This window comes from Lentzea sp. NPDC058436 (assembly GCF_042721515.1).
Taxonomy (GTDB): domain Bacteria; phylum Actinomycetota; class Actinomycetes; order Mycobacteriales; family Pseudonocardiaceae; genus Lentzea.
Genome location: NZ_JBHXLF010000009.1, coordinates 246,677 through 260,592, shown reverse-complemented (window position 1 = coordinate 260,592; position 13,916 = coordinate 246,677). Strand labels below are relative to the sequence as shown.

Genomic DNA, 13,916 nt, shown 5'->3' with positions numbered 1-13,916 from the left:
TCCTGAGTAGTGCACGTAAACTCGCGTCACTCACGGATATCCACGTCAGGCGAGGACAGCATGCCCAAGTCGAAGGTCCGGAAGAAGGCGGTCTACACCGCACCCACTGACCGCCGCACGCCGGTCAAGGTCAAGGCAGCGGGGCCGTCTCACCCGGTCTACGTCGTTGTCATGCTCGGCTTCATGCTGCTGGGCCTCGCGTGGCTCGTCGTGAACTACATCGCGGCCGAGAAGATCCCGTTCATGCTCGAGCTGGGCGCGTGGAACTTCGCCATCGGCTTCGCGCTGATGATCATCGGTCTGCTGATGACGATGCGCTGGCGCTAGGCGCTCATCAGATCACAGTTCGTGAGGTCGGCCCGGACGTAACACGTCCGGGCCGACCTTTGTTCTCTCCAGGTTCACCTGGTTCATCCGAGCGTCACCGAAGCACACAGCTGTAAGTCATCCCCATTGGGGACAAGTCCTGTGGACAACTTTGCACCAAAATGCACAAGCGACGGTTTTCCCTCATGTGGACCCGTTCGGTTGTCCACATTCATGCGGGACACTCGACAGTGTGACTCGAACCTGGTCCACGCCCGCGGCGGCGGTCGCCGTCGGGTGGGTGGCAGCCCTCGCCCTCGCCGTCGCGACCCTCGTCGCCGACGACAACGCCGGCCGTCTTCTCATCGGACTGGCAACGTTGCTGGTCAGCTACCTCGCGGCGTTCGCGTCGATCGCCAGGCCAAGGCTCACGGCGGACGCGAACGGGCTCGCCGTGCGCGGGTTCGCGAGCACGACGCTGCTGCCGTGGCACGAGGTGAAGGTCAAACTGCAGACCACCCGCCGCCTCGGCAGGGAACAGCAGACCTTGGAACTCGACGCCGACGACCGTCTCGTGGTGCTCACGAGACTGGACCTCGGCGCCGATCCCGAAGAAGTCGCCGGAGTGCTGCACGCGCTGCGCCCGTGAATCAGTTCGGGCCGCACGTCCTGGCGTACTCGGAGACGAGTTCCGCCGCCGTGTCGAGTTCGGTGGCACGCAACACGAACATGCCGCCGAGCAGGAGAACGGCCACCGCCACAGCGCCGATCTGGTAGGCGTTGCGGTTCTTCTGCGGCGCCCTGACCATCGCGAGCGTCAGCAGGCCGCCGATGACGAACCCGCCGAGGTGCCCCAGCAGCGACGCGTTGGTGAAGAGGTTGGACACCAGGTTGATGCCGACGACCACGAGGATCGTCGAGATGTCCCGCTTCTGCCGCTTGAACACGATCAGCAGGGCACCCATCAGTCCGAACACCGCACCGGACGCGCCGGCGAGCTGCTGGCAGACGGTGCCGAAGTAGAACGCCGCCGCGCTGCCGCCGAGAAGCGACAGCAGGTACACGGCGCTGTACCGCAGCTTGCCCAGTTCCTGCTCCACAACGGGACCGACCACGAAGAGGGCGGCCATGTTGAGAGCGAGGTGGATCAGGCCGAAGTGCATGAAGCCCGACGTGAAGACGCGCCACCACTCACCGTTGGCGGTGAGCTCCGGAATCATCGACGTCGCCGTGAACAGCCCCGACCGCTGGTTGTTCATCGGGCTGCCGGACTGGACGACCGTCACCACGTACGCGAGCACGTTCAGCGCGATCATCACCTGCGTGATGATCGGACGGCCGTTCGAGACGACCGCGCCCGCCGAGGTGCGCGCCTGGCGAACCGAGCGAGCACCTTCGTTCACGCAGTCGACGCACTGCATGCCGACCGACGCGTCACGCAGGCACTCCGGACACGCCGGACGGTCGCACCTGGTGCAGCGCAGCCGGGTGGGCCGATCGGCATGACGTGCGCAGACCGGGGTTTCCGGCTCCGCTCCGATCGGCCCTTCCGGTGGCACGGATGCGTTGCTCACGCGCGTTCGATCGTGATCCGCTCGATCTTGATGTCGTTGACCGGACGGTCGCCCGCGCCGGTCGTGGTGTTGCCGATCGCGTCGACGACGTCGCGCGACTCCTGGTCCGCGACCTCACCGAAGATCGTGTGCTTGAAGTTCAGCCACGTCGTCGGCGCCACGGTGACGAAGAACTGGGAGCCGTTGGTGTTGGGCCCGGCGTTCGCCATCGCGAGCAGGTAGGGCTTGTTGAACTGCAGTTCGGGGTGGAACTCGTCCGCGAAGCGGTAGCCGGGGCCACCACGGCCGGTACCGGTCGGGTCACCGGTCTGGAGCATGAAGCCCGCGATGACGCGGTGGAACAGGGTGCCGTCGTAGAACGGGCCCGAGTTCGTGCCACTCGCGTTCGCCTCGGTGTAGTTCTTCGTGCCCTCCGCGAGGGTCACGAAGTTCGCCACCGTCTTGGGGGCGTGGTCGGGGAACAGGTTGATGCGGATGTCGCCCTGCGTGGTGTGCAGGGTCGCCGTCACCTTGGTCCCGACGAAGGATTCGTTGCTGTCAGCCACCACTCCATCGTGCCATCACAGGCGGAGATGTTCAGAAACGGGCACGATGGGTACCTCTATGCCATCACCGGACGACAACGTGTGGAGCACAGAATGGACGAGGTGGACGTCATGACCCGAGCCGGCGAGAACGTTGGCAAGGCTGTCGGCACCGGTCTGAAGGCCGCGCGTCAGGGTGTCGTTCGCGCTGGTCACGCCGCTGAGGCCAAGCTGGCCGACCGCGGCATCACAGCAGACCAGGTTCGCGGCGCACTCGTCGAGCGAGCTGACACGCTCATGGGCAAGGCCGAGGACTGGGAGAAGCAGACTCGTCGCTCTCGCAAGCGCCTCGCGAAGAAGAGCGCACAGACCCGCGCCGACCTCATGGGCAAGGCCGAGGTCGTGCGCAAGGAAGTGAAGAAGGCAGCCAAGCACGCGCGCAAGGACGCCAAGGTGCGCGCCAAGGAGATCCGCAAGGCCGCGGCCCAGCTCGGTGCCGACGCACCGAAGCGCCGCCGCTGGCCGTGGGTGCTGGGCCTCCTAATCGCGGCCGCCGCGGCGGGCTACGTCGCGATGACGCGCAGGCCGCAGGAGGTGCACCTGCAGGACGAGGACCAGGCCCCGCACGCGGAGCCCGTCCTCAACGGCCAGGTTCCCACGCAGAAGGAACCGGTCAAGTAGGTCAGAGCTTCAGCCCCTTGATCGCCTCCTCGGCGATCCGGCGGGCCTTGATCGACTGCTTCTGGTTGCTCGTGACCACGACAGCGGCGTCGCTCTTCGCCACGGCGTAGACGACGCCGCTGTCGCCGTTCACGTACCCTCCGGTCCACCCGGTGGGCGAGTTCGCGGGCTGTGAACCGTCCGGCGCCGCCTCGTTCACGATCAACTTCGCAACGCGCTCGTCACCCACGTACACCCGCACGGTCAGCTGAACTTCCGTCGCGTTGGCGTAGAAAAAACACGCAGGGTGAGGTTCGTCCGTTGACAGTTTCACTTTGGGTACAAGCTGACCGTTGGCCTGCGCGACAAATGTGGTCGCCAGGTACGGGCAGGTCCCGTCTTTCGCGGGCTGGGGCGCGGGCGGCACAGTCGCAGCCGCGCTGGTCGTGGTGGTGACCTGCTGGGGCTGACCGGTCGGCACCGGCGACGCTTGACCGCCGACCGTGCCGCATGCGGCGAGAACGCCGAGCAGGGGCAGCAACAGTGCTCGTTTCATAGGGGCAACAGTCAACCAGATACGGAGAGCGCCCGAACCGGCACACTCGGGATTGGTCCATACCTTTTGTGCCCCTGTCCCCTGCCACAGCCCCCGGAAGGACGTTGACCATGGAGTTTCTGGAGCAACGACGAGAGCAAGCCCTGGCACTGTTTCGCATCGTCATCGGCCTGCTCTTCGTGTTCCACGGCGTCCAGAAGATCTCGAAGGGAACAGAACTGCTGTCGTGGCCCGGCGGCCCGATGAGCCTCATCGAGCTGATCGGCGGCGGCCTGATCATCGTCGGCCTGTGGACGCGCTGGGCGGCGCTGCTCAGCTCCGGCGCCATGGCCTACGCGTACTTCGTGGTGCACCAGCCGAAGGGCCTGCTGCCGATCCAGAACGGCGGCGAGCTCGCGGCGGTCTACTCCTGGGCCTTCCTGCTCCTGGCCTTCACGGGAGCCGGCGCCTGGAGCATCGACCACCTCCGCAAGAAGTCCGCGAAGAAGTCACTCGCCAACGCATGACATGAGACCCCCTGCCGCGGAACTCACCTGAGGCCCTCGTTCGCAACGCCGCGAACGGGGGCTTCGACATTGAGAGGGCAAGAGAGAAGCAGGGATGGGAGAAAGCAGGGGGTGGGAGGACGGGCTGCAGGGCACGGGGACAGAAGAGCCGGGGGCGAGAGGCGGAGGGGCCGAAGAGTGGAGGGCGAGAGGGCTGCAGCCGAGAGGGCTGCAGGCGAGAGGGCTGCAGCCGAGGAGGCGGAGGGCGGAGGACGCCCAGGGGCATGGTCGGCGGGGCCATGGGCTAGCGGGCCACAACGCGGCGAGCGACGGGTCGCGGCGACGACCGGCGGACCAATGGGCGGCAATCCGCAGGTCGCGCTCCGCAGGTCGCGAACAGTAGGCGGCGGCAGGCCGCAGGGGGGTGGGCCGTGAGATGAAGAGACCGCAGGGTGGAGAGACCGCAGTCCGCGCACAAGCCGGCGAGCAGCGAGCCGACAAGCCGTGGACGGCTCGGCTCGGCTCGAGCGAATGACCGCGGAGGGGCCGCCAAAGCCGAAGGCGAGACGGCCGGGGGTCCGGGGGCGGAGCCCGCCGGCTGGGGTCTGGGGGCTCGGCCCCCAGAAAACACTTCGGAACGTAAAAGGCTCGCGCTCTCCGCGAGCACGAGCCATCCATACGTGGAGACGAGGGGAATCGAACCCCTAACCCCCGCCTTGCAAAGGCGGTGCTCTGCCAATTGAGCTACGTCCCCGAGCCTGAGGGCGGCGGGCCACCCGTCAGAGCGAAGATCAGTCGGTGGGAGCGGTGGCCTCGCGCCACAGGTCCGCGTCGGCCTTGGCCGAACGGTTGCGCTTCACGAAGAACAGGACCGCACCGGCGACAACGACGAGTGCGATGATCTTCTTAGCCACTTCGAATCCCTCCCAAAGACCGTAAAAGCAAGCGACCCCACCACGTTACAGCAAGGCTGCGGCAGCCGAGCGATCAACTGTGATGGGGGTCCGGGGGCTCGCCCCCGGCCGGGGGTCTGGGGGCTTGGCCCCCAGATAAAAGACGATGATTCGAGATTCGGTCGGCGTATTTCTCGCCGACACAAAAACCCCTCGAATCGAGTGGGCCTAGGAGGACTTGAACCTCCGACCTCTTCATTATCAGTGAAGCGCTCTAACCGCCTGAGCTATAGGCCCTCGATCATCACCCCTTGGGGCAACGAGGAGAACCTTACAGGATCGTCCTTCGCTGCCCCAAATCAGGGGGTCACTCTCGCTCGGAGAGCGTCAACTCCAAGCCACCGGCCAGATCCGCGGACACGTTGTAGACGAACGCGCCCACGGTCGCGAGGGCCGTGAACAGCACGATGTTGACGGCGCCGATGATCGCCGAGACGCCGAAGACGCGGCCGGCGCTGATCAGCGGTTCGCCCGGCTCGTTGGCCTGGAGCAGGTCGTTCGCGGTGCTGTTGATCTTGTCCCAGACGCCCATGCCGTGCAGCACGCCGTAGAGCACGCCGACCGCCACGAGCCAGACGAAGAACAACGCGACGCCCAGCACCAGGGCGAGCTTGAGCACCGACCAGGGGTCGACGCGCTTCACCTGGAGCGAGGCGCGGCGCGGGCCGCGGCCGGGGCGGCGGGCCGACGGGGTGGACGCGGCAGGGCGGGAACCGCTGCTGCCCATGTTCACCGACGTGCGGCTGCTGCCGAGTCCCGCGGGCACCGCCGAGCCCGTGACCACGGGCTTCTGCACCTTCACCGTGTCCGGGTCGGTCAGCGGGAAGGCCGGAGCCGGCTCGGACGACGGAACGGGCGGCGCGGCCGGGGCCGTGTACGTCTCGGTCGCGTCGTGGTGGGAGGCCTCAGTGTCGTTCGTCACGCGCTGCCAGGGCGGCGGTGCCGAGACGACGACCGGCTCGTCAGCGGTCGGAGTCGGTGCCGGAGCGGCGACCGGAGCCGACGGTGCCGGCGTGTTCAGCGAGACCGTCTTCTCCTCGACCGGGGCAGCGGCCGCGGGTGCCGGGGTCGCCGCCTTCTCGGCCGGCTTGTCGTCGGCCGGCTTCTCCTTGGCCGGCGCGGAGGCGACGGCTTCCGCCGCCTTCTCCGCCGACACGGGCTTGGTCTTGTCCTGCGCGGTTCCACCCGAGGAACCGGAGGCCGCCGCTGCCGATTCCGCCTTCTCCGCAGGCTTCTGCGCAGAACTCTGGGGAGTCGGTTTGGTGATCACCGCGGTCTTGTCCGCGTCCCGACCTTCGCGGTTCTCGGGTGGAGTCACGAGCTTGTCCTTGACCTCTCGCTAGCGATTCCGGCTACTCGGCCGAGTCGGTGGGGGTGGCTGCCTGGTCGGCGGCAGAATCCTCCGCGACAGACGTCTCACCGTTAGTGACGTCGACGGGCTCATCCGCGTTGCGTGCGACGGCGATCAAAGTGGTGCTCTCGCCGAGGTTCATCAGCCGCACGCCCTTCGTCTGCCGTCCAGCCTTGCGCACCTGCTCGGCCTTGGTCCTGATGACCCCGCCGGTCGAGGTGATGGCGTAGAGCTCGTCGTCCACGTCGACGATGAGCGCTCCGACCAGCCTGCCACGTCGTCGGTCGTGCTGAATGGTCAGCACACCCTTGCCGCCACGCCCCTGGACCGGGTAGTCCTCGATGGGCGTTCGCTTCGAGTACCCACCGTCCGTCGCGACCAAAACGAACAGGCCTTCCTGGACGACACCGACGGACAGCAGCTCGTCGTCGGCGTTGAACCGCATGCCCTGCACGCCTGACGTGGCGCGACCCATCGGGCGCAGCACGTCGTCGGTCGCGTGGAAGCGGATCGACTGGCCGTCGGCGGAGACCATGAGCAGGTCGTCGTCGGCCGAGCAGAGCACCGCGCCGACGAGCTCGTCGTCCTCGCGGAGGTTGATGCCGATAAGTCCACCCGATCGGTTGGAATCGAAGTCGGTGAGCTTGGACTTCTTCACCAGACCCTTGCGGGTGGCGAGCACGAGGTACGGCGACACCTCGTAGTTCTTGATCTGGATGACCTGCGCGATCTCCTCCTCCGGCTGGAACGCGAGGAGGTTCGCGACGTGCTGGCCGCGGGCGTTGCGGTTCGCCTCAGGCAGTTCGTACGCCTTCGTGCGGTACACACGGCCCTTGTTCGTGAAGAACAGGATCCAGTCGTGCGTGGAGCACACGAAGAAGTGCGCCACGATGTCGTCCTGCTTGAGCTGTGCGCCCTGGACGCCCTTGCCGCCGCGCTTCTGCGCCCGGTAGAGGTCGGTCTTGGTGCGCTTCGCGTAGCCGGTGCGCGTGATCGTGACGACCACGTCCTCGACCGCGATCAGGTCCTCCATGGACACGTCGCCGTCGAACGGGATGATCTTCGTGCGGCGGTCGTCGCCGTGCTTGTCCACGATCGCCATGAGCTCCTCGCGCACGATGGCGCGCTGCCGCTCCGGCTTCTCGAGGATGTCCTTCAGGTCCGCGATCTCGACCTCGATCTCGGCCAACTGGTCGATGATCTTCTGGCGCTCCAGGGCGGCCAGGCGGCGGAGCTGCATCTCCAGGATCGCGTTGGCCTGGACCTCGTCGACGTCGAGGAGCTCCATCAGGCCCGTGCGCGCGATGTCCGGCGTCTCGGACCGGCGGATCAACGCGATGACGGCGTCGAGCTGGTCGAGCGCCTTCACCAGTCCGCGCAGGATGTGCGCGCGCTCTTCGGCCTTGCGCAGGCGGAACCGCGTGCGCCGGACGATGACCTCGATCTGGTGCTTCACGTAGTGGCGGATCATCTGGTCCAGGCGCAGCGTGCGCGGCACGCCGTCGACCAGGGACAGCATGTTCACGCCGAACGAGTACTGCAGCTGGGTGTGCTTGTAGAGGTTGTTCAGCACGACCTTCGCCACCGCGTCGCGCTTGAGCGTGATCACGATGCGCATGCCGATGCGGCGGTTCGACTCGTCGGCGATGTTCGCGATGCCGGTGAGCTTGGCGTCGCGCACCAGCGAGGCGATGTTCTCGACCAGGTTGTCCGGGTTGACCTGGTACGGCAGCTCGGTGACGACCAGGATCGTGCGGCCCTTGGCGTCCTCGTCCATCTCGACGACCGCACGCATGCGGACCGAGCCGCGGCCGGTGCGGTACGCGTCCTCGATGCCGGAGGTGCCGAGAATCTGGCCGTACGTCGGGAAGTCCGGGCCCTTGATCCGGGCGATCATCGCTTCGAGGGTCTCCTCGTCGGAGGCCTCGTGGTTGTCGAGCGCCCACACCACGCCGTCCGCGACCTCGCGGAGGTTGTGCGGCGGGATGTTGGTCGCCATGCCGACGGCGATGCCCGAGCTGCCGTTGATCAGCAGGTTCGGGATGCGCGACGGCAGGACCGTCGGCTCCTGGATGCGACCGTCGTAGTTGTCGCGGAACTCGACGGTGTCTTCCTCGATGTCGGCCAGCATCTGCATGGCCAGCGGGGAGAGCCGGCATTCCGTGTACCGCATGGCGGCGGCGGGGTCGTTGCCCACCGAGCCGAAGTTGCCCTGGCCCTGGATCAACGGGTAGCGCAGGGCCCACGGCTGGGCGAGACGCACCAACGCGTCGTAGATCGCCGAGTCACCGTGGGGGTGGTAGTTGCCCATCACGTCGCCGACGACGCGCGCGCACTTGTTGAAGCCGCGGTCGGGACGGAAGCCGGAGTCGAACATCGAGTACAGAACGCGGACGTGCACGGGCTTGAGCCCGTCGCGCACGTCCGGCAGCGCACGACCCACGATGACGGACATCGCGTAGTTGATGTACGAGTTCTGCATCTCCTGCTGGATCTCGACCGGCTCGATGCGGTCGTGCTGCGGGGGCAGAGTCGTCTCGCTCACTGTTCTCTTTCCTTCTCGCCAGAAACGCCAGGATGCCTAGGGACCAAGACCGCGACTCAGATGTCGAGGAACTTGATGCTCTTGGCGTTGCGGGTGATGAACGAACGGCGCGCTTCGACGTCCTCGCCCATGAGCACGCTGAACAGCTCGTCTGCGGTGGCGGCGTCGTCCATGGTGACCTGGCGCAGGATCCGGTTCGCCGGGTCCATCGTGGTCTCCCACAGCTCCTCGGCGTTCATCTCGCCAAGACCCTTGTACCGCTGGATGTTGTCGTCCTTGCCGAGACGCTTGCCGCCGGCGATGCCGTCCTTGATCACGGCGTCGCGCTCGCGGTCGGAGTAGGCGTACTCCGGCTCGGTGCGCTGCCACTTGATCTTGTAGAGCGGCGGCTGCGCGAGGTACACGTGGTTGTGCTCGATGAGCGGCTGCATGAAGCGGAACAGCAGCGTGAGCAGCAGCGTGCGGATGTGCTGGCCGTCGACGTCGGCGTCGGCCATCAGCACGATCTTGTGGTAGCGCAGCTTCGACAGGTCGAACTCGTCGTGGATGCCGGTGCCCAGCGCCGTGATCAGCGACTGGACCTCGGTGTTCTTGAGGACGCGGTCGATGCGCGCCTTCTCGACGTTGATGATCTTGCCGCGGATCGGGAGGATGGCCTGGTACATGGAGTCCCGGCCTTCCTTGGCCGAGCCGCCAGCGGAGTCGCCCTCGACGATGTAGAGCTCGCAGCGCTCCGGCTCGGTCGAGCGGCAGTCCTTCAGCTTGCCGGGCAGGCCGCCGATGTCCAGGGCGCCCTTGCGGCGCACCAGTTCGCGGGCCTTGCGGGCGGCGATGCGGGCCTGTGCCGACGACACCGACTTGGTGACGATCGTCTTGGCCTCGTTGGGGTGGCGCTCGAACCAGTCGGCCAGGTGCTCGTTCGTCGACTTCTGCACGAACGACTTGGCCTCGCTGTTGCCCAGCTTGGTCTTCGTCTGGCCCTCGAACTGGGGCTCCTTCAACTTCACCGAGATGATCGCGGCGAGACCCTCGCGGATGTCGTCACCGGTGAGGTTGGTGTCCTTCTCCTTCAGCAGCTTCTTCTCACGCGCGTACTCGTTGACGACACGCGTCAACGCGGCGCGGAAGCCCTCTTCGTGCGTGCCGCCCTCGTGCGTGTTGATCGTGTTCGCGAACGTGTAGACCGACGCCGTGTAGCCGGTGTTCCACTGCATCGCGATCTCGACCTGCAGGTCGTCGCCCTGCACCTCGAAGCCGATCACCTTCTGGTGCACGGCCTCGCGGGTGTGGTTGATGTGGCGGACGAAGTCCTCCAGACCACCCGGGTAGTGGAAGGTGCGCTCCTTCACCGCGGCCTTGTGGCCCTCGGCGTCGGCCTCCTCGTCCTCCGGCGAGACCCGCTCGTCGCGCAGGACGATCGTGATCCCCTTGTTGAGGAACGCCATCTCCTGCAGGCGGCGCGCGATCGTCTCGACGTTGTACTCGGTGGTCTCGAAGATCTCCGGGTCCGCCCAGAACGTGACCGTGGTGCCGGTCTCCGTCGTCGCCTCGCCCTGGCGCAGCTCGTGCGCGGGCTTGGAGGCCTCGTAGCGCTGGGTCCAGACGTGGCCGGCGTTCTTGATCTCCAGGTCGACGGCGGTGGACAGCGCGTTCACCACGGAGATGCCGACGCCGTGCAGACCGCCGGACACCGCGTAGGAGTCGCTGTCGAACTTGCCGCCCGCGTGCAGCTTGGTCATGACGACCTCGACCGTCGGCACGCCCTCGACGGGGTGGATGCCGGTCGGGATGCCACGACCGTCGTCGATCACCCGGACGCCGCCGTTGGCCAGCAGCGTGACGTCGACCGTGGTCGCGTACCCGGCCATCGCCTCGTCGACCGAGTTGTCCACGACCTCCTGGACCAGGTGGTGCAGACCGCGCTCGCCGGTCGAGCCGATGTACATACCCGGCCTCTTGCGCACTGCCTCGAGGCCTTCGAGGACGGTGATCGAGGACGCGTCGTACTCATTCTTCTTAGCTGACACGGGCCTGGAGTCTCCTCGCTGATGCGGGCAGGGCCCGCACGGTGTTCCCCGACTTCTGGGATGGTGACGCTCTACCCGTGATTCTACCGGGGCACCCCGACAGAACGGGGGCAAGGACACCTTTGATTCGGTCAGAGAGCGCCTCAAGAAGCACGAGACGGGTCAGGACGGCTGAAACGGGGGTTTAAATCCGCTGGTGAACGCTCATTGAGCCACAGAATCGCCGCTGAGCCCTTGACGGGACCTCACCCGTAGGTGTCACGCGGACCGCGCCCCGGCGCGTGCCTGGGGCCGTGTCGCCAGCTGGGAGCGTCCGGACCCTTGATCTTGAGCCGTTTGACGATGCCGTGGCCCACGCCCGCGGCGATGCGCTTGATCAGCTCGCGCTGCAGGAGGCGCAGCTGGGTGGCCCACGCCGTGGACGATGCCTGGACCGTCAGTTCACCGTCACTGAGCGCGATCGGTTTCGCGTGCTCGGCGACGTCCTCCCCCACCAGTTTCGCCCATCGGCCGAAGACCTGGCCACCCTGGAGCTGCTCGACCCAGCCGCGGTCCGCCGCGATCCTGGACGCGATCCGCCCGAGCGGCTGGGGGTCGCGGTCGTCGGGCCCTGCACCCGACCAGCGACGCCGGCTGCGGTTGACCGAACGGCCCTTCGACCTGCTCCCCGGCACCCGTCCGCGGGCCTTCGTACTGGCCTTCGCCGCCTCCAGAGCGGCTCGCGCGAGGTCCGAACCCTTGAGTGGCTCACCCTCAGGTGTGAATGAACCTGTGGACAAGTCCGGATTTGTGACGGAGTTATCCACACCATCCACAGACTTGTCCCCAGATGTGTGGGCGGACACACCCGATCGAGCTACATGTGGGGGCTTCGAACCCCCAGAGTCAGCCTCTGAGTCAGACACGTCGCACCTCCCCGCCGTGGACCTCGAACCGGGCACCGGTCAGCTCGTCCGGAACGTCCTCCGCCACCGCCGCGGTGATCAGCACCTGCTCGGCGGCGGCCGCCACCTTGGCCAGTTGCTGCCGCCGGCCGCGGTCCAGTTCCGCGAAGACATCGTCCAGCACGAGCACCGGTTCGATGCCGTCGACACGCATCAACTCGTAGCCGCCGAGCCTCAGGGCCAGCGCGAACGACCATGACTCTCCGTGACTGGCGTAGCCCTTCGCCGGGAGCTCACCGAGCGTCAGATCCAGGTCGTCCCGGTGGGGACCGACGAGGCACACGCCGCGTTCGATCTCCTGCCGCCGCACCCTGTCGAGCTCGGCCAGCAGCAGGTCCTCGATGCTCTCCCTGTCCTCCGGCAGGTCGCCGACGCTCGACCGGTACGAGATGAGCGCCGGACGCGACTCCGGTGCGACCTCCGCGTACGCCGAGGTCACGTGGTCCGCCATGTCGCGGACCAGCTTCAACCGCGCGGCCAGCAGCTCCGCGCCGTGCTGGGCCAGGTGCCCGTCCCAGACGTCGAGCGTCGAGAGATCAGCCGACCGCGAGTGCTTCACCGTCTTCAGCAACGCGCTGCGCTGCTTCAACACACGGTCGTAATCGCTGCGCACACCGGCATAGCGCGGTGCGCGCAGCACGAGCATCTCGTCGAGGAACCTCCGCCGATCGCTCGGATCGCCCCTCACGAGAGAGAGGTCCTCCGGTGCGAACAACACGGTGCGCAGGATCCCGAGCACGTCACGCGGCCGGGGCACCGGACCGCGGTTGATCCGCGCCCGGTTCGCCTTGCCGGCCGTGATCTCCAGTTCCACGAGCAGCTCGCGGTCGTCGTTGACCACGGCCGCCCGCACCACGGCGCGCTGGGCGCCGTGCCGGATCAACGGCCCGTCGCTGGAGACGCGGTGCGACCCCAGCGTGGCCACGTACCCGATCGCCTCGACCAGGTTCGTCTTGCCCTGGCCGTTGCGGCCGACGAGCACCGACGCGCCGGGCTCGAGCTCCAGGTCGGCGAGCTGCCACGACCGGAAGTCGCTGACCTGGAGGTGTCTGACGTGCACTCGCTAGCCCTGGGTGCTGCCGCCGCCGGACGACGGCCCGGCGAGGTGCACCGAATGGCCGCCGAACTGGTTGCGCAACGCCGCGACGGCGCGCATCGCCGGCGAGTCCTCCTGCCGGGAGGTGAACCGGGCGAACAGCGCGGCGGAGATGACGGGGAGCGGCACCGCGTTGTTGATGCCCTCCTCGACGGTCCACCGGCCCTCGCCCGAGTCCTCGACGTACCCGCGCAGGTCGTCGAGCTCCGGGTCGGACTCCAGCGCGCGCACCAGCAGGTCGAGCAGCCACGACCGCACGACCGTTCCGCGCTGCCACGCCGAGATGACCGCGGGCACGTTGTCCACGACGTCGGTCTTGTCGAGGAGCTCGAAGCCCTCGGCGTACGCCTGCATCAGGCCGTACTCGATGCCGTTGTGGACCATCTTCGAGTAGTGGCCGGCGCCGACCTTGCCCGCGTGCGCGAAACCTTCTCCGCGCGGACCCTCCGGACGCAGCGCGTCGAAGATCGGCATCGCCTGCTTGACGTGCTTCGCGTCGCCGCCGACCATCAGCGCGTAACCGTTGTCGAGGCCCCACACGCCACCGGACACACCGGCGTCGACGTAGCCGATCTCCTTCTCCGCCAACAGGTCCGCGTGGATCCGGTCGTCGGTGAACTTGGAGTTGCCGCCGTCGACGACGAGGTCGCCCGGCTCCAGCAGCTCGGACAGCTCCTTCACCGTGTTACGGGTGATGTCGCCGGCGGGCACCATGACCCACACCACGCGCGGCGTCTGGAGCTTGGACACCATGTCCGCCAACGACTCCGAGTCGGTGACCTCGGGGTTGCGGTCGTAGCCGATCACCTCGTGACCGGCCCGGCGCACCCGCTCGCGCATGTTGAAACCCATCTTGCCGAGGCCGACGAGTCCGAGCTGCACGGTGTTCTCCCCT

At 67.3% G+C, this 13,916-nt stretch carries 13 protein-coding genes, 2 tRNA genes and 1 pseudogene; 4 read left to right on the top strand and 12 right to left on the bottom strand.

Annotated features, from left to right (window positions below; all coding sequences use genetic code 11):
- The first annotated feature begins 60 nt into the window (after positions 1-60).
- Together crgA and ACFWN2_RS29225 are read left to right on the top strand one after the other, a co-directional pair.
- Positions 61-327 carry a cell division protein CrgA gene (gene crgA, locus ACFWN2_RS29230; RefSeq protein WP_030465604.1) on the top strand — a complete coding sequence of 89 codons (267 nt, stop codon included), beginning with the start codon at positions 61-63 and terminating at the stop codon, positions 325-327.
- Between the two features lie 232 nt (positions 328-559).
- Complete coding sequence (locus ACFWN2_RS29225) at positions 560-955, top strand: PH domain-containing protein (RefSeq protein WP_382432749.1); 396 nt, start codon at positions 560-562, stop codon at positions 953-955.
- Position 956: 1 nt separating this feature from the next.
- Here the strand turns inward: ACFWN2_RS29225 and ACFWN2_RS29220 are convergent, their stop codons facing one another.
- Both ACFWN2_RS29220 and ACFWN2_RS29215 read right to left on the bottom strand, forming a co-directional pair.
- Positions 957-1,709 (bottom strand): rhomboid family intramembrane serine protease, encoded by a 753-nt coding sequence (locus ACFWN2_RS29220; protein WP_382432747.1) that lies wholly within the window; start codon positions 1,707-1,709, stop codon positions 957-959.
- A 167-nt stretch (positions 1,710-1,876) separates the two neighbouring features.
- Positions 1,877-2,425 (bottom strand): peptidylprolyl isomerase, encoded by a 549-nt coding sequence (locus ACFWN2_RS29215; protein ID WP_382432745.1) that lies wholly within the window; start codon positions 2,423-2,425, stop codon positions 1,877-1,879.
- Between the two features lie 93 nt (positions 2,426-2,518).
- Between ACFWN2_RS29215 and ACFWN2_RS29210 the strand changes: the two genes are divergently transcribed.
- On the top strand, positions 2,519-3,085 hold the full coding sequence (locus ACFWN2_RS29210) for a hypothetical protein (RefSeq protein ID WP_382432743.1): 567 nt from the start codon (positions 2,519-2,521) through the stop codon (positions 3,083-3,085).
- Position 3,086: 1 nt separating this feature from the next.
- Here the strand turns inward: ACFWN2_RS29210 and ACFWN2_RS29205 are convergent, their stop codons facing one another.
- Complete coding sequence (locus ACFWN2_RS29205) at positions 3,087-3,620, bottom strand: DUF2020 domain-containing protein (protein ID WP_382432741.1); 534 nt, start codon at positions 3,618-3,620, stop codon at positions 3,087-3,089.
- Positions 3,621-3,730: 110 nt separating this feature from the next.
- On the opposite strand from ACFWN2_RS29205, the gene ACFWN2_RS29200 reads away from it, so the two are divergent.
- Positions 3,731-4,126: a DoxX family protein gene (locus tag ACFWN2_RS29200; RefSeq protein WP_382432739.1), complete on the top strand. Its 396-nt coding sequence runs from the start codon at positions 3,731-3,733 to the stop codon at positions 4,124-4,126.
- Positions 4,127-4,786: 660 nt separating this feature from the next.
- Here ACFWN2_RS29200 and ACFWN2_RS29195 read toward each other — a convergent pair.
- From ACFWN2_RS29195 to gnd, 9 genes and pseudogenes are all read right to left on the bottom strand, one after another.
- Positions 4,787-4,859, bottom strand: a tRNA-Ala gene (locus tag ACFWN2_RS29195).
- A gap of 40 nt (positions 4,860-4,899) precedes the next feature.
- Positions 4,900-5,019: pseudogene (locus ACFWN2_RS29190) on the bottom strand (DLW-39 family protein); the annotation flags it as partial.
- A 202-nt stretch (positions 5,020-5,221) separates the two neighbouring features.
- Positions 5,222-5,295 (bottom strand) — tRNA-Ile (locus tag ACFWN2_RS29185).
- A gap of 70 nt (positions 5,296-5,365) precedes the next feature.
- Positions 5,366-6,376, bottom strand: coding sequence for a DUF3566 domain-containing protein (locus ACFWN2_RS29180; protein WP_382432737.1), 1,011 nt, complete (start codon positions 6,374-6,376; stop codon positions 5,366-5,368).
- A gap of 34 nt (positions 6,377-6,410) precedes the next feature.
- A complete protein-coding gene (gene gyrA / locus ACFWN2_RS29175; protein WP_382432735.1) occupies positions 6,411-8,954 on the bottom strand; it encodes a DNA gyrase subunit A in 2,544 nt (847 codons plus the stop codon).
- Between the two features lie 56 nt (positions 8,955-9,010).
- Positions 9,011-10,981: a DNA topoisomerase (ATP-hydrolyzing) subunit B gene (gyrB, locus tag ACFWN2_RS29170; protein ID WP_382432733.1), complete on the bottom strand. Its 1,971-nt coding sequence runs from the start codon at positions 10,979-10,981 to the stop codon at positions 9,011-9,013.
- Between the two features lie 245 nt (positions 10,982-11,226).
- Complete coding sequence (locus tag ACFWN2_RS29165) at positions 11,227-11,760, bottom strand: DciA family protein (RefSeq protein WP_382432731.1); 534 nt, start codon at positions 11,758-11,760, stop codon at positions 11,227-11,229.
- Positions 11,761-11,878: 118 nt separating this feature from the next.
- Complete coding sequence (gene recF / locus ACFWN2_RS29160; protein ID WP_382432729.1) at positions 11,879-12,985, bottom strand: DNA replication/repair protein RecF; 1,107 nt, start codon at positions 12,983-12,985, stop codon at positions 11,879-11,881.
- A gap of 3 nt (positions 12,986-12,988) precedes the next feature.
- On the bottom strand, positions 12,989-13,903 hold the full coding sequence (gnd, locus tag ACFWN2_RS29155; protein WP_382432727.1) for a phosphogluconate dehydrogenase (NAD(+)-dependent, decarboxylating): 915 nt from the start codon (positions 13,901-13,903) through the stop codon (positions 12,989-12,991).
- Positions 13,904-13,916 lie beyond the last annotated feature (13 nt).